Raw genomic sequence first — 19,407 nt, 5'->3', positions numbered from 1 at the left:
GAAAAGTACCCGCCAGACCATGAGAAGGTTAGCGAAAAGCAAATTCGAGAGAGCCTTCCCGGCCGGCTCGAAACGGAGTGCCGCCTGGTTACCATCGAGCGGGAACCCGTATTCGACGACGAGGTGGTGCAAATGCAGGACTCCGCGGCACGGCGCCGATGACCGGCGCGCGACACGATCCGGCGCGGGCGCGACCTCCGGTCCCGGCCGTCGGCCGACCCCGGGCGGCGGCCGGCGCGGACCGGGCTCGCGGCCTGCCCCTGCTCACCCACGACCCCGTGACCACGGTCATCCGGCCGGCCGCCGGTGGCAGGACCCGGACGGGCCGGAAGCCCGGCTCCAATCGGAGCGCCCGCACCACGGGGCAACGAGTGCGGCGCTGGCTGTGGCTCCTGCTGTCGGTGCTCGTCTTCGGACCGCTGCTCGCCTTCGCGATCGGGTGGATCGTGTTCCCGGTCCCCACCGCGGCGGCGGCCACCCTCACCCAGACCGCCACCTTCACCTACGCCGACGGCTCGCCGCTGGCCGTTGTGCGGCCGGACAACGTCAACCGCACCGACGTCACCCTCGACAAGGTGCCGATCACGGTCCAGAACGCCGTGCTGGCCGCCGAGGACCGCACGTTCCGGTCCAACCCCGGCTTCGACATCATGGGCATCGGGCGCGCCGTGGTCAGCCAGCTCACAGGAGGCGACGGCGGGGGGTCCACGATCACCCAGCAGTACGTGAAGAACGTCACCGGCCAGGACCAGGCCACCCTCTGGCGCAAGTTCCGCGAGGCCGTCGTCGCGATCAAGATCTCCAAGGTCGAGACCAAGGACCAGATCCTCGAGAACTACCTCAACACCATCTACTTCGGCCGTGGCGCCTACGGCATCCAGGCCGCGTCGAGGGCCTACTTCAACACCGACGTCAGCCGGCTCACGGTCTCCCAGGCCGCGATGATCGCCGGTGTCATCCAGTCACCCAGCGGCGGCGACCCGGCCAACGACCTGGTGCAGGCCAAGGCCCGCTGGACCTACGTCCTCGACGGGATGACGCAGGCCGGATGGCTGACCCCGGCCGACCGGGCCCGGCAGGTGTTCCCGACCGACTGGCTCCCCGCTCCCCCCTCCGCCGCCGGGGTGCCGGACGACGAGAGCTTCCACATCTACGCCGCCGCCAAGGCCGAGTTGGCGGCGGCCGGCATCTCCCAGGACCAGATCGACACCGGTGGACTCACCGTCACGACCACAGTGGATCCGGCCATGCAGCGGGGGGCCGTGGCCGCCGTCAGGGCGACCATGAGTAGCCAGTCGGCGGGTCTGCGCACCGCGCTGGTGTCGGTCGACCCCCGCACGGGGGCGATCGTCGCCTACGACGGCGGCCCGCAGGGGCTCGGCACCGACTACGCGCAGTCGCTGCGTCAGCCGGGGTCGGCGTTCAAGCCGTTCGTGCTCTCCGCGGCGCTGCAGGCCGGCGGCGGCGTGGGCCTCGGCTCGATCTACGACGGCTCGTCACCGCAGACGATCGCCGGGCAGGTCGTCCGCAACTCCGACGGCGTCAACTGCGACCGGTGCAGCGTCCAGACCGCCATGACCGAGTCCATCAACACGATCTTCTATCGGATCGGGGTCCAGACCGGCGTGGACAGGGTCGCGGCCGCAGCACACCAGGCAGGGATACCGGCCGGTCTGCTCCCCGTCGCCGACGGCGGCATCTCCCTCGGCGACCAGGAGGTGCACCCGGTCGACATGGCCGCGGCCTACGGCACCTTCGCCGCGGACGGCGTCCGCCACGACCCCTACATCGTGTCGAAGGTCGTCGCCTCCGACGGACGTGTCCTCGTCGACCGCACCGGCTCCCCCGCCGGCACCCAGGCCGTCCCGCAGCCGGTTGCGCGCAACGTCACGGAGTCCATGCTCGACGTCGCGCGAACCTCCCGCATCGCCCTGGACGGCGGCCGGCCCGTTGCGACGAAGACCGGCACCGTCCAGCTCGGATCGAGCAACGACAACAAGGACACGTGGACGGTCGGCTACACACCGTCGCTGTCCACCGCGGTGTGGGTCGGCACCGACAACTCCGACCCCGTCCGGACCGCTTCGGGCGCTCCCGCCTACGGCCGTACCCTCGCCGGAGCCATCTGGCAGGGCTTCATGAACGGCGCCCTCGCGGGCACACCGGTGGAACAGTTCTCCCCGTTCGTCCCGGTCGGCACCCCGCCGAGCACCACGGCACCGACCACCGATCCCACCGCGGCACCAACGGCGCCGGCGGCACCGCCGAGCACCACGAACGGGCCAGGAGCCGGCGGCGGGTACTACGACCCCAACTCCGGCATGAACTACTACCCGGACGGCACGTCCAGCCCGGCGGGGGGACGACCGCGAGGACAAGGCGGTGGCTGAGGCGAGCGGCTTGCCGAGGTCCCGGCGCCGGGCTCACCGGGTTCTCATCGGTGTCTCATCGCCTCCGCGCCAGGGTCTGGCCATGACCAGAACGCACCCCGCGGTCGGGCCGGGCGGCGACACGTCGCACTCCGCCGACACGACGCGCCGTCGCCCGCCCTCTCGCCGCTCGCTCGTCGGCGCCGTGGCCGGCCTGGGGGTGGCACTGGCCCTCGCCGGCTGTGCCGGCACGGCGCCCCCCAGCGGTTCGACGGCATCGGCGGGCCCGGCCGGCGCGCCCGCGGCCGCGGCGAACGCCCCCGACCCGAACGCACCCGAGATCATCGCGGCGGGTGACATCCCGGACAACCAGGTCTTCGTGCCCGTGACCCCGGCCGGGGCGCGGTTCACGGTGGCGGTGCCGCAGGGCTGGACGCAGTCCGTCGACGGGACGGCGACGGTGTTCACCGACAAGTTCAACAGCGTGCGTCTCGAGTCACGTCCGCGGACCGCGGCGCCGGACGTCGCGTCCGTCCGGGCCCAGGACGTGGCCCCGCTGCAGTCCTCGGCGCCCGGGTTCGCCCTGGGTGACGTGCAGGCCGTCTCCCGCAAGGCCGGCTCAGCGGTGCTCATGACCTACACGGCGACCTCACCGACCAATGCGGTCACCGGGAAATCGGTGACCGAGGCGGTGGAGCGCTACGTGTTCTGGCGGGGCGGCCAGGAAGCGATCCTGACGCTCTCGGGGCCGAAGGGTTCCGACAACGTCGACCCGTGGCGCGCGGTCACGGACTCGTTCCGGTGGCAGCCGTGAGCGCCGACACCGCGATCGAGGCGAGGTCTCTGTACCGGTTCTTCCGGGCCGGTGAGGAGGAGACCCTGGCGCTACGGGGGGTCTCGCTGGCCGTGTCCGGGGGCGAGCTCGTCGTGGTCGTCGGCCCGTCGGGCTCGGGCAAGTCGACGCTCCTCGCGTGCCTGGCCGGTCTCGACGAACCCGACGGCGGCACGGTGCTGGTGGCCGGCCGTCGGATGAGCCACCGGCCCGAGCCCGAACGGGCCCGCATGCGGGCCCGCGGGATCGGCGTCATGTCGCAGTCGGCGAACCTGTTCGAGCACCTCACCGTCCGGGCCAACCTCGCGTTCGTGCACACCGTGGCGGGCACCACCGAGACCGCGTCGCCCGGTGAGCTCCTCGACCAGGTCGGCCTCACCGGGCGCGCCGATGCCTATCCCGGCGAGCTGTCGGGCGGCGAGGCGGCGCGGGCGGGACTGGCGGTGGCGCTGGCCGGGAGCCCGGTGGTCGTCCTCGCCGACGAGCCGACCGGTGAGCTCGACAGCACCACCGAGGCGTCGGTCCTGGCGTTGCTGGTGGGGGCCGCGCGGCGAGGTGTCGCGGTGGTCGTGGCCAGCCACAGCCCGGCGGTCGCCGGAGCCGCGGACCGGATCATGCGCCTCGACGACGGGCGGGTGGCCGCGTGAGCGAGCTTGCGAGCTCACCATCGACGCAGCAGCGCCGGGCAGATCCGCACGCACCGGGAGACGCGATGCATCGCGGCCAGGACGCCGATCTGGACCTGGTGATCTGCGATGGTGCAAGCCGCACCTTCCTGCGTGGCACCGTCCGGGTGCCGGCGGTCCGGCCGACGTCCTGCACCGTCGTCCCCGGGATGCGGGTGGCGCTCACCGGGCCGTCCGGCTCGGGGAAGTCCACCCTGCTGCACCTGCTGGCCGGACTGGAGACCCCGACGGCGGGAACGGTGTCCTGGCCCGGTCTGGGCGGCCCACCGCAGGGCCGGCCGGGCGTCGTCGGGCTGGTGTTCCAGGGACCGAGTCTCGTCCCGGCCCTGGACGTCGTCGAGAACGTGACGCTGCCGCTGCTGCTCGCCGGGGCCGATGCCGTCGACGCCGTCAGCTGGGCGCACGAGGCCCTGGACCGGCTGGACATCGGCGGGCTGGCGCGCAAGCTGCCCGAGGAGATCTCCGGCGGTCAGGCCCAACGGGTGGCGATCGCGCGGGTGCTCGCGTCGGCGCCCCGGCTGATCCTCGCCGACGAACCGACCGGGCAGCTCGACCACGCCACCGGCGAACGGGTGCTCACCGTGCTGCTCGAGACCGCCGACGAGCTCGACGCCGCACTCGTCGTCACCACGCACGACGAGCAGGTCGCCCGGCGACTCGCGCTCCGCTGGCGGATGGCCGACGGCGTGCTCGCCACGGAGGAGATCTCGTGATCAGGATCTGGCTCGCCGGTCTCGTACGACGCCGCGCCGGGCGGCTCGGGGTGGCCGCCGCCGGTGTCGCGGTCGCCGTGGCACTGCTGGCGTCCCTGGGCGCGTTCCTCGCGTCGTCGCAGGCGTCGATGACCGCACGGGCGGTCCGCGACGTGACCGTGGACTGGCAGGTGCAGGTCCAGCCCGGCGCCGACCCGGCCGCTGTGCTCGACACCGTCCGCGCCGCCGCGGGCACCACGCAGGCGGTGCCGGTCGGGTTCGGTCAGGCCGACGGCCTGACCGCCACGACAGGCGCGACCACCCAGAACACCGGCGCCGCAGTGGTTCTCGGCCTGCCGTACTCCTACCGGGCGACGTTCCCCGGCGAGCTGCGCACCCTCGCCGGAACCGACCAGGGCGTGCTGGTGGCCCAACAGACCGCCGCGAACCTCGGCGTCGCGCCCGGTGGCACGATCACCGTGAACCTGCGGGGCGGTGCGGCCACCTCGTTGCGGGTCGACGGGGTCGTCGACCTCCCGGCCGCGAACTCGCTGTTCCAGACGGTCGGAGCCCCGCCGGGCAGCCAGCCGAACGCGCCACCGGACAACGTGGTGCTGCTGCCCGAGGCACGCTGGCAGGACCTGTTCGCGCCGCTGGCGTCGGGCGCGGCCGCCGCGGACGGGGTGCACACCCAGATCCACGCAGCGCGGTCGCACGCGCTGCCGGCCGACCCCGCCTCGGCGTTCGTCGCGGAGTCCGGGCAGGCCCGCAACCTCGAGGCGCAGACCGCCGGGGCCGCCGTCGTCGGGGACAACCTGGGCGCTGCCCTGGACGCGGCACGCTCGGACGCCGCCTACGCCCAGGTGCTGTTCGTGTTCCTCGGGCTCCCCGGGGCGGTGCTCGCCGGGTTGCTCACCGTGGCCGTGGCCGCGGCCGGGGCCGACCGGCGCCGCCGGGAGCAGGCCCTGGCCCGCACCCGCGGGGTGACCACCACACAGGTGCTGTGGCTGGCTGCCCTCGAGGCCGGGCTGGTCGGGCTGCTCGGCGCAGCAGGCGGGCTGGCGGCGGCCGCGCTGGTCGGATGGTCGGCGTTCGGGGCGGTCCGCTTCGGAGCCACGCCCGTGGCCGCAGTCGGCTGGACCGCCGGTGCCGCGCTGGTCGGGCTGCTCGTCGCTGCAGCGGCGATCCTCGCTCCGGCGTACCGCGACGTGCGGTCGGCCACGGTCGCCGCATCCCGCCGCACGGCCCCCGACGCCCGCTCGCGGGACCGGTCCCCCTGGTGGGCCCGCTACGGCATCGACGTGCTGCTGCTGGCCGGCGGCGGGCTGATCGTGTGGTCCACCACGGGCACCGGCTACCAGTTGGTGCTCGCCCCCGAGGGAGTGCCGACGATCTCGGTGTCCTACTGGGCGTTCGCCGGGCCGGCGCTGCTGTGGGTCGGGGCCGGTCTGCTGATCCGATGCCTGGTCGAGACGACGTTGCGCCGGCGCCGGCTGGTCGGCCGCGTGGTGGGGCCGGTCGCGGGCCGGCTGGCCTCGACCGCGGCGGCGATGATGGCGCGGGGCCGCCGTCCGCTGGCGCGATCGGTGGTGCTGTTGGGCCTCGCTCTCGCATTCGCCGTGTCTACCGCCACCTTCAACGCCACGTACGCGGCCCAGGCCGAGGCGGACGCGCAGCTGACCAACGGCGCCGACGTCACCGTCACCCAGTCTCCCGGCGTACGCGTCGGGCCAGAGGCGGCTCCGCCGCTCGCCGCCGTGCCCGGCGTGCGCGCGGTGGAGCCGCTGCAGCACCGGTTCGCCTACATCGGCAAGGACCTGCAGGATCTCTACGGGGTGCGCCCGGACACCATCACCGGCGTCACGGCCCTGCAGGACTCCTACTTCCAGGGCGGCAGCGCCCGCTCGCTCATGGCCACCCTCACCACCGCACCGGACTCGATCCTCGTCTCCGCCGAGACCGTCAAGGACTACCAGCTCCTGCCCGGTGACGTGGTGAACCTGCGCCTGCAGGACTCCACCACCAAGCAACTGGTCACCGTGCCGTTCCACTACGCCGGGATCGTGACGGAGTTCCCGACCGCGCCGAAGGACAGCTTCTTCGTCGCCAACGCCTCCTACGTGGCCGCGAAGACCGGCAACAACGCGGTGGGGGCGTTCCTCGTGGACACCGGCGGCGGCGACGTCACCACGGTGGCCGCACAGATCCAGGCCCGGCTGGGCGCCTCCGCCACCGTCACCGACATCGCGCACACCCGCTCGCGGGTCGGGTCCAGCCTCACCGCCGTCGACCTGGCCGGGCTGACCGCCGTCGAGCTGGGGTTCGCGCTCGTACTCGCGGCCGCCGCCGGTGGGCTGGTGCTGTTCCTCGGCCTGGCCGAGCGGCGCCGCACCTTCGCCATCACCACCGCGCTGGGCGCGACGCGACGCCAGATGCGCGGTCTGGTGACCGCCGAGGCGGCCGTCCTCACGGTGGGCGGACTCGTCGCAGGGGCCTCGGTGGGCTGGCTGTTGTCCCAGGTGCTCGTCGCCGTGCTGACCGGCGTGTTCGATCCACCCCCGGCATCTGCGACGGTGCCATGGGCCTACCTCGGCATCGCCGTCGCCGTCACCCTCGGCGGTCTCGGGATCGCCACCGTCGGGGCGCTGCGTCCCGGCCGGCGAGCACCGGTCGCTCTCCTTCGGGAGCTGTGAGGATGCCCCAGTCGGTGACGGAGGCCGTCGGATCGACCCCGACCCGGCCGTCCCCCCGGCGCCAAGGTCTGTGGCTCCGGGGGGCTGTCCGGGCCGGCGTGGCCGCGTCCTCGATCTCCCGGAACGTCGGGCTCGGCGCCGGGGCGATCATCGGTGGCCGGGTCACGATGGCCCTGGCCCCGTCGGCGCTGGCCGGGCTGGCCGCCGGCCGGCAGGTGGTGCTCGTCACGGGTACCAACGGCAAGACCACCACCGCCCACCTGCTCGCTGCCGCGCTCCGCACGGTCGGGCCGGTCGCCCACAATGCCACCGGGGCGAACATGCCCGACGGCGCGGTCGCGGCCCTCATGGCCGACCCCGCCGCGCCGGTCGCGGTGCTCGAGGTCGACGAGCTCCACCTCGCCGACGTCGCGGACGCGGTGGCACCGGCGGTGATCGTCGTACTCAACCTCACCCGCGACCAGCTCGACCGCGGCAGCGAGGTCCGCTCGGTGGCCGCCGCGGTGAGCGCAGCCCTCGCTGCGCATCCCGACACCGTCGTCGTCGCCAACGCCGACGACCCGATGGTGGTCTGGGCCGTCGGAGCGACGGCACGGGTCGTGTGGGTCGCGGCCGGGAGCCGATGGACGGGCGACGCGAACGCCTGCCCGCGCTGCGGCGGAACCGTGCACCGCGACCGCGGCGGTGGGGCGTGGCGCTGCGGCTGCGGGCTGACCCGGCCAGTACCGGACTGGACGGCCGGGAGCGCATCGACCGTGACCGGCGGTCGGGTGATCGCCCTGCCGCTGCGGCTGCCGGGCTCGTTCAACGTCGGCAACGCGGCGGTGGCGACCGCCACCGCCACCGCACTGGGCCTCGACCCGGACGTCGCGGCTGCCGCGATGTCCACGACGTCGGAGGTTGCCGGACGGTACGCCATGACGACCCTGCACGGTCGCCGGGCCCGGATGCTGCTGGCCAAGAATCCCGCGGGGTGGGCGGAGACGCTGCACCTGCTCGGCGAGCATCCCGTCCTGCTGGCCGTCAACGCCCGCGAGGCCGACGGGCGCGACAGCTCCTGGCTGTGGGACGTCCCCTTCGAGAACCTCGTCTCCCGGCACGTGGTCGCCAGCGGGGAGCGCGCTGCCGACCTCGGCGTCCGCCTCACCTACGCCGGGATCGACCACACCACCGTCCCCGACCCGATCGCCGCCCTCGATGCCCTTCCCCCGGGCCCGGTCGACGTCGCGGCCAACTACACCGCGTTCCACCGCATCCGCCGCCGCATCGACACCGAGCGCGGGAGTGCGGAGTGAACGGACGGGATGCGCTGTCGATCGCGGTGCTGCTCCCGGACGTGCTGGGCACCTACTCCGACGCGGGCAACGCCGTCGTCCTGGCCCAACGGGCCCGCTGGCGGGGCCTCGACGCCGACATCGTCCCGGTACTCGCCGATGACACACCACCGGCCGGTTGCGACATCTACCTGCTGGGCGGTGGGGAGGACACCGCCCAGGTCTTCGCCGTGGACTGGCTGGCCGGGCACCGCGACGTGCTGGGCGCCATGTCAGGCTCGGCGGTCACGTTCGCGGTGTGCGCCGGCCTGCAGATCCTCGGCACCACGCTCATCGACGGAAGTGGCTACAGCCGCGACGGGCTGGGGCTCCTCGACCTGTCGACGGCTCCGGCACGGGCCCGCGCCGTCGGTGAGCTCGTGAGCGAGTGCGACGTCCCGGGAGTCGGACTGCTGACCGGGTTCGAGAACCACCGCGGCACCACCACCCTGGGACCGGACGCGCGCCCTCTCGGCAAGGTCTGTTCCGGCATCGGGAACGGCGCCCCCCATCCGGGCGGAGCCGTGGACGGCGCGGTCCAGGGCGACATCGTGGCGACCTACATGCACGGTCCGGCGCTGGCCCGCAACCCCGCGCTGGCCGACCACCTGTTGTGGCGGGCCACCGGCGCGCCCTTCGACGACGCCGACATGCCCGACGTGCCCGATCTGCCGGCCCTGCGTCGAACGTACCTCGCCGCCACGGGCCGGATCCGCGCAACTCCCCGCGCAGCCCGGCCGGGTCGACGGTGAGCAGACCTCGTCGTCCACACCGGTCACTCATCAACCTCTCATCGACCGGGGCGCATGGTGGAACCCAGAGCAGCGTTTCCCGCCTGGTCCTGCTCGTCCTGGTCGCTACCGGGGCGACGCTTCTGCTGGTCCTGGCCCTGCTGGGCGTGCGCTGGTGATCGGGGGCGCCGCCGGCCCCCCCAGCCCGGACCGAGAGGAGATGACCGTGCCGCTGCCCGTGGCCGTGCCCGGTTCCGTCGGCGCCGCCGTCGTGCTGGCCCTGCTCTCGACCGTGTGTTTCGCCGGCTCGGCGGTCCTGCAGGAGCGCGAGTCCCGACAGGCGGACAGCGGCAGTCCGACGGCGGGTTGGTCGGTCCTGCGGCGGCCCCGATGGTGGATTGCCGTCGGTATGACGGTGGCCGGTGCCGGTCTGCACATCACCGCGCTCGCCTGGGGTCCTCTGAGCCTGATCCAGCCGCTCGGGATCTTGACGCTCGTCCTCGCTCTGCCCCTGGGCGCCCGCATGGCCGGCAGGATCGTGACCCGCCGGGAATGGGTGGCCGCAGCAGCCGCGGTCGGTGGGCTGGCTGCGGTCCTGAGTGTCGCCCCCCACGGTGCCCCGACCCCCCATCTCCCTGCAGCGGTGATCCTGACCACCGCTGCGGTGGTCGCGACCGGCGCCGCCGGGCTCTACGCACTCGGTACCCGCATGCAGGGACACCGGATCGCCCCGGTGATCCACGCCGTCGCCGCGGCGGTGCTGTTCGGCGCCGGCTCGGGGATGGCTCGGGTCGCCGTGACCGGAGGCCCGTTCCCGCTCGCCGCCGCGGTCGCCGTCCTGGGCTCGGTGAGCGGCCTCGCGGTCGCGCAGCGTGCCTACCGCGCAGGCGGGCTCGGGGCTCCGCTAGCCACGATCAACCTGGCCGACCCGTTGACCGCGGTGATCATCGGGGTCGTCCTCCTGGGCGAGCCGTTCGCCGCCACACCGGGCCGGGTCCTGCTCGGCGCAGCCGGGCTGCTCGCCACCGCCGCCGGCATCGGCGCGCTCACCCGTCCCCGCCCATCCCACGTCATCGTCGCGGCCACCCCGGCCGCCGGGAAACTCGAGGTTGTCCATGTGGTTCGCTGACATCGGGATCGCGATGGCTCTGGTCGCCGTCGCCGGCTGGGTTCTCGTCGCGACCCTCGCCTTCGTCCTGCCCCGGTTCGGGCGCACCGTCCCCGCGCTGCTGCTGACCGCGCCCACGCGTCTGCCGCTGCTGGCCGGTACCGGGGCGGTGGTCCTGCTGTTCGCCGCCCAGGCCGGCGTGGTGGACACCGTGGCCGACTCCGCCGGTGCCGGGTTGCTGGACCGATTGGTCTGGGCGTGGTTCGTCGCCCATCGCGATCCGGCGCTCGACCAGGTGATGATCGCCGTCAGCACCGTCGGCAACACCGTCGGGATGGGGGTGCTGGCGCTGATCGGTGCCGCGGTCCTGTGGCGCCTGCGGCACCGCGTGGAGGCCGCGCTGGTCGTGATCTCCGCAGCCGGGTCCAGCCTGCTCATCACGGGATTCAAGAACCTCTACGGCCGCGGCCGGCCGCCGGTGGCACAACAGCTGACCGCCGAGAACACGGCTGCTCTCCCGTCCGGCCACTCGCTCGGCTCGATGGTGGTGCTCGGGGTGCTCGCCGCGGTGATCGTCCTGCTGGTTCGCCGCCCGGTCGTTCAGACGCTCGCGGTTCTCGCCGCCGCGGTCGGCATCGTCACGATCGGTGCCAGCCGCCTCTACCTGGGAGTGCACTGGATGACCGACGTGCTCACCGGGTGGCTGTTGGGCGGTGCGTGGCTGGCGTTGTGCGTCACCACGCTGATCGTGTTCCGACACCTCCGACCCGTCGCCACACCGATGACCTCCCAAGCTGATCTTGTGGACGGTCTCCCCCGCAACGGAGCGGCGCGATGATCCTGCAGTTGCTGCAGCGGGCCGGCGAGCAGGTCGGGGCATGGATGTACCTGATCGCCGGGTTCCTCGCCTTCGCCGAGGCCGCGCTCATGATCGGCGTCGTGTTCCCCGGGGAGACCGCGCTGCTGGTCGCGGGCCTCGCCGCCCACCAGGGCTACATCGGACTCTGGCCGATGATCGCCGTCGCGGTGCTCGCCGCCGTCCTCGGCGACAGTGTCGGCTACGAGGTCGGCCGCACCCTGGGTCCGCGCCTGCGGGAATCCCGGCTGGGCGTCCGCATCGGTTCGCGACGCTGGGCCGACGCCGAGGACTTCCTCGGTCGCCACGGAGGCAAGGCCGTGCTGCTGGGCCGGTTCACCGCGGTGCTGCGGGCGTTGACCCCCGGCATGGCCGGCATGACCCGGACGCCCTACCTCCGAACGTTCCTGCCCTGGAACATCGCCGGCGGAGTGCTGTGGGGCGCCGGTTGCGTTCTGCTCGGCTACACCTTCTCGGCCTCGCTCACGACCATCGGCCACTACCTGACGTGGGCGCCGCTGGTACTCATTGGGCTGCTCGCCGCCGGTTACGTGACGGTGCGTGCGCGACGCCGGACCCACCCCGTGAACCAAGCCTGATGCCCGACGCCCCGACCACCCACCGGAGGACGATGACCACCCCGACCCCGCTTCGCGACGGCACCGACAGCCAGGTACCCCGCATCGGAGCCGACCGGCGTCGGTGGCGTCCCGAGCTGCGCCGCGGCATCGGCACGGCCGCGCTCGCCACGGCCGTGCTCAGCATCGGCAGCACCCTCGGGGGCCTGCACGCCCCCGAACTGTCCACGAAACTGACCGTCATCGGCTTCGCCGTCGCGTTCGTCGTCCTGGGTGTGATCGCGACCCGCGCGATCGCGTCCCAGGTGGCGGCCGCGGCCACCCGTGCGGGTGCCGGTACGGCAGGCGCGGCGAAGCTGCTGTTCCAGCTCGTCGGCTACCTCGTCGTCACCCTCGGTGTGCTCGGGCTGTTGACGATCCCCCTGCAGCAGCTGCTCATCGGCGGCGCCCTCACCGGCGTGGTGCTCGGCATCGCCGCCCAGCAGTCACTGGCCAACCTGTTCGCCGGGCTCGTCCTGCTCGCGACCCGGCCCCTCATCGGCCGCGGCCGGGTCCGCGTGCACTCCGGTGCCCTGGGCGGGCCCCTCGACGGGCACGTCGTCGAGATGGGCCTGATGTACACGATCCTCGACATGGACGGGGAGAACCTCCACATTCCGAACTCAGCGCTGCTGGGAGCGGCGATCAGCACCCTCCCCGACACCAGCACGGACGACGCCCCGGACGGGGTGTGATCCGGCCGCTGGTCACCGCGGGAGCGCACGATCGAGTGCGTCGGTCGCCATGGACCACGAGTGCCCGCCCGGGAGCTCGACGAGGCCCACGGTCAGTCCGGCCCCGCGCGTCGCGTCCGCCGCTTCCCGCGCCTGGCTCCGGAAATCGGCGTCGTCGCGCCCGACGGCGAACAGCCCCGCCCCGGACGGGTAGCGGGTCCTCCGCAGCTCGTCGACGGGGTTGACCGCCCGGAACGCCGCCTCGTCCCCGCCGAACGCAGCGCGGACGGTCTGGGCGCGATCTCCGAGCGTGGGCTCGGCCTGCCCGGCGATGTCCAGAAAGCTCGGGTAGACATCCGGCCGGCGGAGCGCGAGCTGGAGCGCGCAGGTGCCGCCGAAGGAGAACCCGCCGATGGCCAGCCGGTCGCGGTCGACCTGCAGGTTCGCGGTCAGCCACTCCGGGACGTCCACGGCGAGGTAGGTCTCGGCCGCGCCGAGCCGGGAGTCCAGGCACAGCGTGTTCCCCAGTGACGACCCCGTCGCGTCCGGCACGACCACGACCGGCGCGAGCCCGTCGTGCGCCGCGGCGAAGCGGTCCATGACCTCCGCGAGGCGACCGGCCAGGAGCCAGTCCTCCGGCCCGCCGGGTTGTCCCGGGACCATCACCAGGACCGGTAGCCGCGGTCGCGGGGACGCCAGGTAGGCGGGCGGCAGGTACACCCACGCCTGGCGGTCGGGGAACCGCGACACCCGGCCGGGGAGGTCGACACGCGCGATCCGTCCACCGCGGGGCATGCCCGGCGGGCTGCGCCACACCGCCGACATCGGCTGGCCGGCCGGTGCGGTGGCGAGCGGCGCGATACGCGGTACGTCGGCCAGATCTACCTCGTTGCCCGCCGGCAACCCCAGGACGCCGGCGAGGTTCGGCCGATACCCGTAGAACGCGTTGACCTTCACCGCCGACGTCGCGACGACCGCCAGCAGGGCCAGCACGACGGCCACACCTCGCCGGCGCCGGATCGAGCGGCGGGCGAGTGCCAGACCGGTCGCGGCGGCGGCCACCGCGACCCAGAACACCACCCGCAGCGGCAACGGGTCCGGGAAGGGCCGCGCCACCTCCACCACGGCGGCCGACAGCGCCCCGACCACGGCGCCCGCGGCCACGCACACCACCACCGTGCGCAGCCACCACCGCCGCCCCCGTCCGATCACCAGCGAGACCGCGGCCCACCGCCCCGGCCGCCGAGATCGCCGTCGGCAGCGGGCCTGCGATCAGCGGCGCGTCCAGCAGCGGCGCAAGCAGGAACTCGCCGATCAATCGCGATCCACCGTGCCCAAGGGCGCGCCGCCCTCACCCTGCACGCCCTCGGGATGGGGAACGGCGCCGTCGTGCCGGTGCTCCGTGGCGACGGACGCCACGGCACCGAGCGCGACCCCGGCACCGCCCCCGAGCGCCGCCAGTGCCGCGAACAGCGCCGCCACCACCACGACCGCCCGCCCCCGCCGGGCCCGGTTCGGCGGACCGGTGCGGGAGCCGTCGGCAGCGGGTGCGGACCGGGGATTCACCAGCGCCGCCATCAGCCGAGCAGCCCGGCGGCGAAGCCCGCGAGCAGGCACACGACGGCCCACAGCGCCGCCGCGGTGAGAACGATGGTTGCCGCTCGCCGCTGCGCCGCGTCCGGCGGAGCCGGCGCGACACCCCGGGCCCGGGCCGAGGACGACCACGCCTGGTCGACGAGCGCCCGCCACACCGGTGGCCACCCGCCGACCGGCGATGCGGGTTCGGGCCCCGGGAGGTCCGCCAGGAGGGGCGGCAGTTCCAACCTGAGCCGCGCGGCGTAGACCGCGCCGAGCCGATCCTCGGTCTCAGCGATGTCCAACCGACCCTCGACGAGCGCTGTGTGCAGCCGGTCCGCGGCCGCGGCCCGCTCGGCGTCGGAGGCCCGCATCGCCGGGGCTGTCGAGGCCGGCTGAGCCGCCGTGGCGCCGTGCCCGCTCGTGTGTTCCACCGACGCGCTCTCCTCGGTCATCGTCACCGTCTCTTTCCTGCTCATCGTGCAGCCGTCCGGGTGGAGCTGATCTGACGTTCCCAGAGCGCCGCGATCTTGCGGTAGCCGGCGGCGTCGGGGTGCAACCCGTCGAAGAGGTCACCGGTCCGCAGGACGGTCGCCGCGTCCATGAAGGTCACCGCTTCGCCGCGGGCCCGGTGGCGGCGGACGACGTCGGTCGCGAGGGGGGTGTAGGCCGCCCGTGCCGCCGCCCGGGTGGGCAGCGGCGCCCACACCCCTGCCACGACGACCGACGCCGGGGACACCGACCGGAAGGTGGCCAACATGGTGTCGAGGCGCTGAGCGGTGGCGGCGGCGCTGACCCCCGACAGCAGGTCGTTCGTCCCCACCTGCAGCAGGATCACGTCGGGCCGCGCGGCACTGACCCACCCGGCGACGAGTGGCTGCATACGCGTCATCGTCCAGCCGCCGTGACCCTCGTGGTCGAGGTCGGGCACCGACGGCGGGCCGGAGTGCTGTGACCCGACCATGTCGAAAGCGATGCCGTCGCGGGTGAGAAGGGCCTCCAGCGGTCCGCGGAAACCCGCTGTCCGGGGGCTACCGCCGCCGACGGTGCTCGAGGTGCCCAGCGGCATGATCCGCAGTGGGCGGGAGGACGAGCTGGAGGCGACCTCCGTGGCGTGGCCGCTCACCGCGCTCGGCGCCATCCCGGCCACCACCGCACCGGCGACCGCGGCAACGGCGAGAACCGCTGCGAAGGCGGTGGCCACCAGCCGACGCGGCCGACGACGTCCCGATGCCCGTTCGCTCTGCATGACGCGATCCTGGACGGGACTCCATGAACGGATGATGAGAGCAGCATGCGCAAGCCCGCCGACGACGGTTCGGTTCAGTGTTGCCGGAGTCTGCGCAGCAACCGCACCGAGCCGAGCACCCCGATGTCGGGGACGTAGGCGCGGGCGATCGCGGTTCCGATGGCGGGCAGCGCAGCCGCGTCGGGATAGGCCATGTGCAGGGGTCGGTACTCGGGTTGGAACTTCGCCTTGAACGCCAGCAGCGACCGGAACCCGTACACCGGCTCCAGGGCACGCCCGGACAGGTCCAGCAGCCGCTGCAGCGTGTCCGGCTGCCCGCCACGGTCCAGCCGGGCCAGCGGCGCCCCGGACAGGCTCAGGAACCGTGCGTTCTCCTTCTGGAAGCAGAGCGCCGCGGAGGCGATGAGGAACTCCATCACCCCGCGGAACGCCGTCGCGCCGTCGCCGGTGTCGCGGCGGCGCATGAAGTCCAGGGTCCACCCGACGACGGTGGCCGGCCCACCGTCGGACTCGTACACCGGAAGCCAGCTGGTGACGCCGTGCACGGTGCGGTCGGCGTCGACGGCGATCAAGCAGTGGACCTCGTCGTCGGCGAGCTCGTCGAGGCCGCCGAGGGTGAAGCCCATCTCCGGCAGGCCCTGGTCGGCGACCCACTCCTCGGAGATCGCCCGGATCTGGTCGGTCACCACCAGCGGCGCCCGCGAGTACGTGATCCATTCAGCGGTGATGCCGGCCTTGCCCGCCTTGTTCAGCGCGGTGCGGATGTCCTGCCACTTCTTCCCGGTGAACGCCAGGTCGGCGAGCGGGACCACGGTCTCCTCGGCCACCTGGACGGAATCCCAGCCCAGGCGGACGGCCTGGTCGCGGACGGCGTCGCCGACGCTGTAGAGGCACGGGGTCCAGGCGTGCTCGGCGCAGAACCGGGCGAAGCCCTCGACGGCGCCGGCGCGCGCCGCGGGGTCGCCGAACGGTTCCCCGCTGGTCACCGCGACGCGCCCGATGACGCGGTAGGCGATCGCGACGCGGCGCCCGGCGTCGAACCAGTAGCTGTTGCCGTCCCAGGTCGTCTGCCACGACAGCGACGACCCGCCGCCGCGGACGAGCAGGTCGCGGGCGGCCCCGACGTCGCCGGTGACCGTGCGGGTACGGCGCAGCACCCACAGCGTCGCGCCCAGCGCCACGCCCCAGAACGTCACACCGGTCCACTCGTAGAGCACCGTCGCCGCCATGCCGGTGGGCAGGAACGCGACCTCGACCTCACCGAGATAGCCCGGCGGCAGGAAGCGGGTCGGCAGGTCAGCGACCAGGTCGGCCCACCCCGGAACCGGCGCGAAGCGGTCGCGCACCAGCATGCCGCCCAGCACGTAGACGCTGCTGACCACGAGGAGAACCGCCGCCACGAGCAGGCCGGGGCCGCGGTACGCGGCCGCCGGAGCCCGGACCCGGAACCGGTTCCGGGTCACCACCAGCAGCGCCACGATCAGCAACGGCTGCACCACGCTGGTCACCACGCCGGTGTAGAACTGCCGGTCCGCCGCGCCCCCGAAGGCGACGAGCCGCTCGGCCGGCACGCTCGTCGTCACCACGGCCAGGGCTGCTCCGAGCAGCGCGAACCCCAGGTTGAGGCCGGTGGCGGCGAACCAGGCGAAGCGGCGGCCCCTGCGCAGACCGTCGGCCAGGACCAGCAGCACGAGCACGGGCAGCACCGACATGACTGCCGGTCCCACCCCACCCAGGCGCAGCCGGTACAGCAGGCTCGTGCAGTCCTCGACGTTGGCCGGGTCCGCGCACACCGCGGCGACCGCGGCCGGGTCCGGCAGCGTCGGCAGGACCAGGAACCGCAGCACGGACAGCGGACCGATCGCGGTGCCGGTCACCGCCGCCACCAGCGGACCGATCGCCGACGCCGCGACGACCAGTGCGACGAGCATGCGCGTCTCCGGGCCGGACACCGCCAGCCGCGGCCGCCGACGGGCCCGGCCGAGCGCGGCCGGACCGAGCAGCAGGCCGGTCACGCCACCCAGCAGGCGCAGGATGTCGTGCAGGGCACCCGAGTACAGGGTGAGCATCATCAGGACCCCGAGCAGCACGACCCGCACACGGCGGCGCCACAGCGGGCCGAACCGGCAGCTGGTGGCGAGCAGGACACCCACCGCGGCCGTGGAGGGCCCGACGGCGAGGTCGGTGGCCAGGCGCCGGACCCAGTCCCCACCCGACGCCACCGTCAGCGCGACCACACCGATTCCGATGCCCGAGCCCGCGGCCTGGCACACGACCATCAACACCGCGGTCCGGCGGGAACCGATGCGGCTCTCCGCCGGCGCGACCAGGCCCAGCAGCAGCACCGACGCGGTGACGTAGCTGATCGGGCCGGCGCACCACAGCGCACCGGACACGAGCGTCCACCAGTGACCGGCCGCGAGCGACGGAACCCCCGCCCCGATCACGGCCCGCAGCGCGCGCGCCGGGCCGTGCGCGATGCTCCCGGTCGCGGCACCGATCACCCACAGCAGGGTGACCAGCGAGATCGTGACCGGGGCCCGGCGCACCAGCCGGGCGAATCCGCACCCGGCGTGGCCGATGCGTGACACCGGTCGCCCTGGTCGCGGCCCGGTCGTGATCCGTCCGGGCGGTGCTGTGGGTGCGAGGTCGGGCGGGGCCATCGGCTCCTCGTTCGAGTGGGGTGAGCTCACCCTGTCAGGTGCAGCCGGGTCGCCAGCCACGGGAGCGCGGTCTCCAGCCCGGTGCCCGACAGCCGCCAGTCATGGCCGCCAGGCAGCTCCCGGTACCGGACATCCATGCCGGCCCGCCGGGCCGCCGCGACCACCTGTTGCGCCTGGGGCCGGTACACCGGGTCCCCGGTACCGGCCACGAGGAACCCGGCGGTCGCCGGGTAGCGGTTGCGGGCCAGCTGGTCGAGCGGGTCGACCGCGGCGAACGCGGCGGTGTCACCACCGAAAGCCGCGGCGACCGTGCGGGGACGGTCGCCCAGGGTCGGCCCGGACTGGCCGGAGATGTCGACGAATGTCGAATACACCGCCGGCCGGTTCACCGCCAGCTGCAGCGCGCAGGTGCCGCCGGCCGACGACCCACCCACCGCCCACCCGGCCGGCGACGGGTCGATCTGCAGGTGGCCGCGGATCCACGCGGGAACGTCGACGGTCAGATAGGTCTGGACCTGCCCGAGCCGCGAGTTCAGGCACAGCGGGTTGGCCATGGCCGACCCGAGGGCGTCGGGTACCACCACCACGGGGGCGAGCCCGCCGTGTGCGGCGGCGAACCGGTCCATCGTCACGGCCAGCCGCCCGCCGTCGAGCCAGTCGCGCGGGCTACCCGGCTGTCCGGCCAGCAGCACCAGCACGGGCAGCTGGGGTCGCGGCGATGCGGCGTAGGCGGGCGGGAGGTACACCCAGGCGGGCCGGGCCCGGAATCCGGACAGCGGCCCCGGGACCGGGATCTCCGAGACCGTGCCGGCGCCCGGCATGCCGGGCGGGGGGCGCCACACGGCGTCGAGCGGGCCCCCGGACGGCCGGGTGACCAGGACCGACGCCGCCCGGGTGACCTGCGGCAGGTCGACCTGGTTGGCCGCGGGCAGCGCGAACAGGGCCCGGGCCGTCGGGAACTGGGCGAAGTATACGTTCACCTGGCTACCCGCGGCGACCGCCACCAGCACCGCGGCCGCCACCACCGCCGACCCGAACTCGGGCCGGCGCGGGCGGGTCGCCACCACCATCGCGGCGACACTCGCCGCCGACAGCACCACGCCCAGCGACCACCACACCACGGCCGGGACCGGATCGGGGAACGGTGCCGCCAGGGCGACCGCGGCCATCGCTGCCGCCACCCCCGCGCCAGCCACCGTCGCCGCCACCATCGCGGTCCGCCCCCACCGCCGCTCCGGACGGGGCCAGAGCAGGAAGACCATCGCGACGCACCCGAGTACGAACACCACGGCGGGGACCACCCCGGTGACCAGCGACCAGTCCAGCACCACGTCACCCCGCCGCAGCGC

The 19,407-nt window shown here is 74.0% G+C and carries 17 protein-coding genes; 11 read left to right on the top strand and 6 right to left on the bottom strand.

Features of this window, described 5'->3' with window-relative positions:
• Window positions 1–278 precede the first annotated feature (278 nt).
• From BGP03_RS27310 to BGP03_RS27260, 11 genes are all read left to right on the top strand, one after another.
• Window positions 279–2,390, top strand: coding sequence for a transglycosylase domain-containing protein (locus tag BGP03_RS27310; RefSeq protein WP_296369189.1), 2,112 nt, complete (start codon window positions 279–281; stop codon window positions 2,388–2,390).
• A gap of 82 nt (window positions 2,391–2,472) precedes the next feature.
• Complete coding sequence (locus BGP03_RS27305; protein WP_296369187.1) at window positions 2,473–3,183, top strand: hypothetical protein; 711 nt, start codon at window positions 2,473–2,475, stop codon at window positions 3,181–3,183.
• The gene (locus BGP03_RS27300; protein ID WP_296369185.1) at window positions 3,180–3,848 is read left to right on the top strand and encodes an ATP-binding cassette domain-containing protein; all 669 of its coding nucleotides are present in this window, start codon (window positions 3,180–3,182) and stop codon (window positions 3,846–3,848) included. The genes BGP03_RS27305 and BGP03_RS27300 overlap by 4 nt, the downstream gene beginning before the upstream one ends.
• Window positions 3,849–3,913: 65 nt before the next feature.
• Complete coding sequence (locus BGP03_RS27295) at window positions 3,914–4,600, top strand: ABC transporter ATP-binding protein (protein WP_296369184.1); 687 nt, start codon at window positions 3,914–3,916, stop codon at window positions 4,598–4,600.
• On the top strand, window positions 4,597–7,272 hold the full coding sequence (locus tag BGP03_RS27290) for an ABC transporter permease (RefSeq protein ID WP_296369180.1): 2,676 nt from the start codon (window positions 4,597–4,599) through the stop codon (window positions 7,270–7,272). Before BGP03_RS27295 ends, BGP03_RS27290 begins: the two co-directional genes overlap by 4 nt.
• 98 nt (window positions 7,273–7,370) lie before the next feature.
• Window positions 7,371–8,567 carry a Mur ligase family protein gene (locus tag BGP03_RS27285; protein ID WP_296369178.1) on the top strand — a complete coding sequence of 399 codons (1,197 nt, stop codon included), beginning with the start codon at window positions 7,371–7,373 and terminating at the stop codon, window positions 8,565–8,567.
• Window positions 8,564–9,337, top strand: coding sequence for a glutamine amidotransferase (locus BGP03_RS27280; RefSeq protein WP_296369176.1), 774 nt, complete (start codon window positions 8,564–8,566; stop codon window positions 9,335–9,337). The genes BGP03_RS27285 and BGP03_RS27280 overlap by 4 nt, the downstream gene beginning before the upstream one ends.
• 205 nt (window positions 9,338–9,542) lie before the next feature.
• The gene (locus BGP03_RS27275) at window positions 9,543–10,445 is read left to right on the top strand and encodes a DMT family transporter (protein WP_296369174.1); all 903 of its coding nucleotides are present in this window, start codon (window positions 9,543–9,545) and stop codon (window positions 10,443–10,445) included.
• Window positions 10,432–11,262: a phosphatase PAP2 family protein gene (locus tag BGP03_RS27270; protein WP_296369172.1), complete on the top strand. Its 831-nt coding sequence runs from the start codon at window positions 10,432–10,434 to the stop codon at window positions 11,260–11,262. The genes BGP03_RS27275 and BGP03_RS27270 overlap by 14 nt, the downstream gene beginning before the upstream one ends.
• On the top strand, window positions 11,259–11,879 hold the full coding sequence (locus tag BGP03_RS27265) for a DedA family protein (protein ID WP_296369169.1): 621 nt from the start codon (window positions 11,259–11,261) through the stop codon (window positions 11,877–11,879). Before BGP03_RS27270 ends, BGP03_RS27265 begins: the two co-directional genes overlap by 4 nt.
• A gap of 32 nt (window positions 11,880–11,911) precedes the next feature.
• Window positions 11,912–12,592 (top strand): mechanosensitive ion channel domain-containing protein, encoded by a 681-nt coding sequence (locus BGP03_RS27260; RefSeq protein WP_296369167.1) that lies wholly within the window; start codon window positions 11,912–11,914, stop codon window positions 12,590–12,592.
• Between the two features lie 12 nt (window positions 12,593–12,604).
• Here the strand turns inward: BGP03_RS27260 and BGP03_RS27255 are convergent, their stop codons facing one another.
• The 6 genes from BGP03_RS27255 to BGP03_RS27230 all read right to left on the bottom strand — a co-directional run bounded on the left by BGP03_RS27255 (window position 12,605) and on the right by BGP03_RS27230 (window position 19,386).
• Complete coding sequence (locus BGP03_RS27255) at window positions 12,605–13,783, bottom strand: alpha/beta hydrolase-fold protein (protein WP_296369165.1); 1,179 nt, start codon at window positions 13,781–13,783, stop codon at window positions 12,605–12,607.
• A 102-nt stretch (window positions 13,784–13,885) separates the two neighbouring features.
• Window positions 13,886–14,137, bottom strand: a complete 252-nt coding sequence (locus tag BGP03_RS27250; RefSeq protein ID WP_298800652.1) for a hypothetical protein — start codon at window positions 14,135–14,137, stop codon at window positions 13,886–13,888.
• 11 nt (window positions 14,138–14,148) lie between these two features.
• Window positions 14,149–14,625 (bottom strand): DUF1707 domain-containing protein, encoded by a 477-nt coding sequence (locus BGP03_RS27245; protein ID WP_296369161.1) that lies wholly within the window; start codon window positions 14,623–14,625, stop codon window positions 14,149–14,151.
• On the bottom strand, window positions 14,622–15,395 hold the full coding sequence (locus BGP03_RS27240; protein ID WP_296369159.1) for an SGNH/GDSL hydrolase family protein: 774 nt from the start codon (window positions 15,393–15,395) through the stop codon (window positions 14,622–14,624). Before BGP03_RS27240 ends, BGP03_RS27245 begins: the two co-directional genes overlap by 4 nt.
• A gap of 74 nt (window positions 15,396–15,469) precedes the next feature.
• Window positions 15,470–17,986, bottom strand: a complete 2,517-nt coding sequence (locus BGP03_RS27235; RefSeq protein WP_296369155.1) for a DUF2156 domain-containing protein — start codon at window positions 17,984–17,986, stop codon at window positions 15,470–15,472.
• 98 nt (window positions 17,987–18,084) lie between these two features.
• The gene (locus tag BGP03_RS27230; RefSeq protein WP_296369153.1) at window positions 18,085–19,386 is read right to left on the bottom strand and encodes an alpha/beta hydrolase-fold protein; all 1,302 of its coding nucleotides are present in this window, start codon (window positions 19,384–19,386) and stop codon (window positions 18,085–18,087) included.
• Between the last annotated feature and the right edge of the window lie 21 nt (window positions 19,387–19,407).

The organism is Pseudonocardia sp. 73-21 (assembly GCF_001899645.1).
Lineage (GTDB): Bacteria > Actinomycetota > Actinomycetes > Mycobacteriales > Pseudonocardiaceae > Pseudonocardia.
The sequence above is the reverse complement of the archived record's forward strand: the minus strand, read 5'-3'. Positions and strand labels throughout refer to the sequence as shown.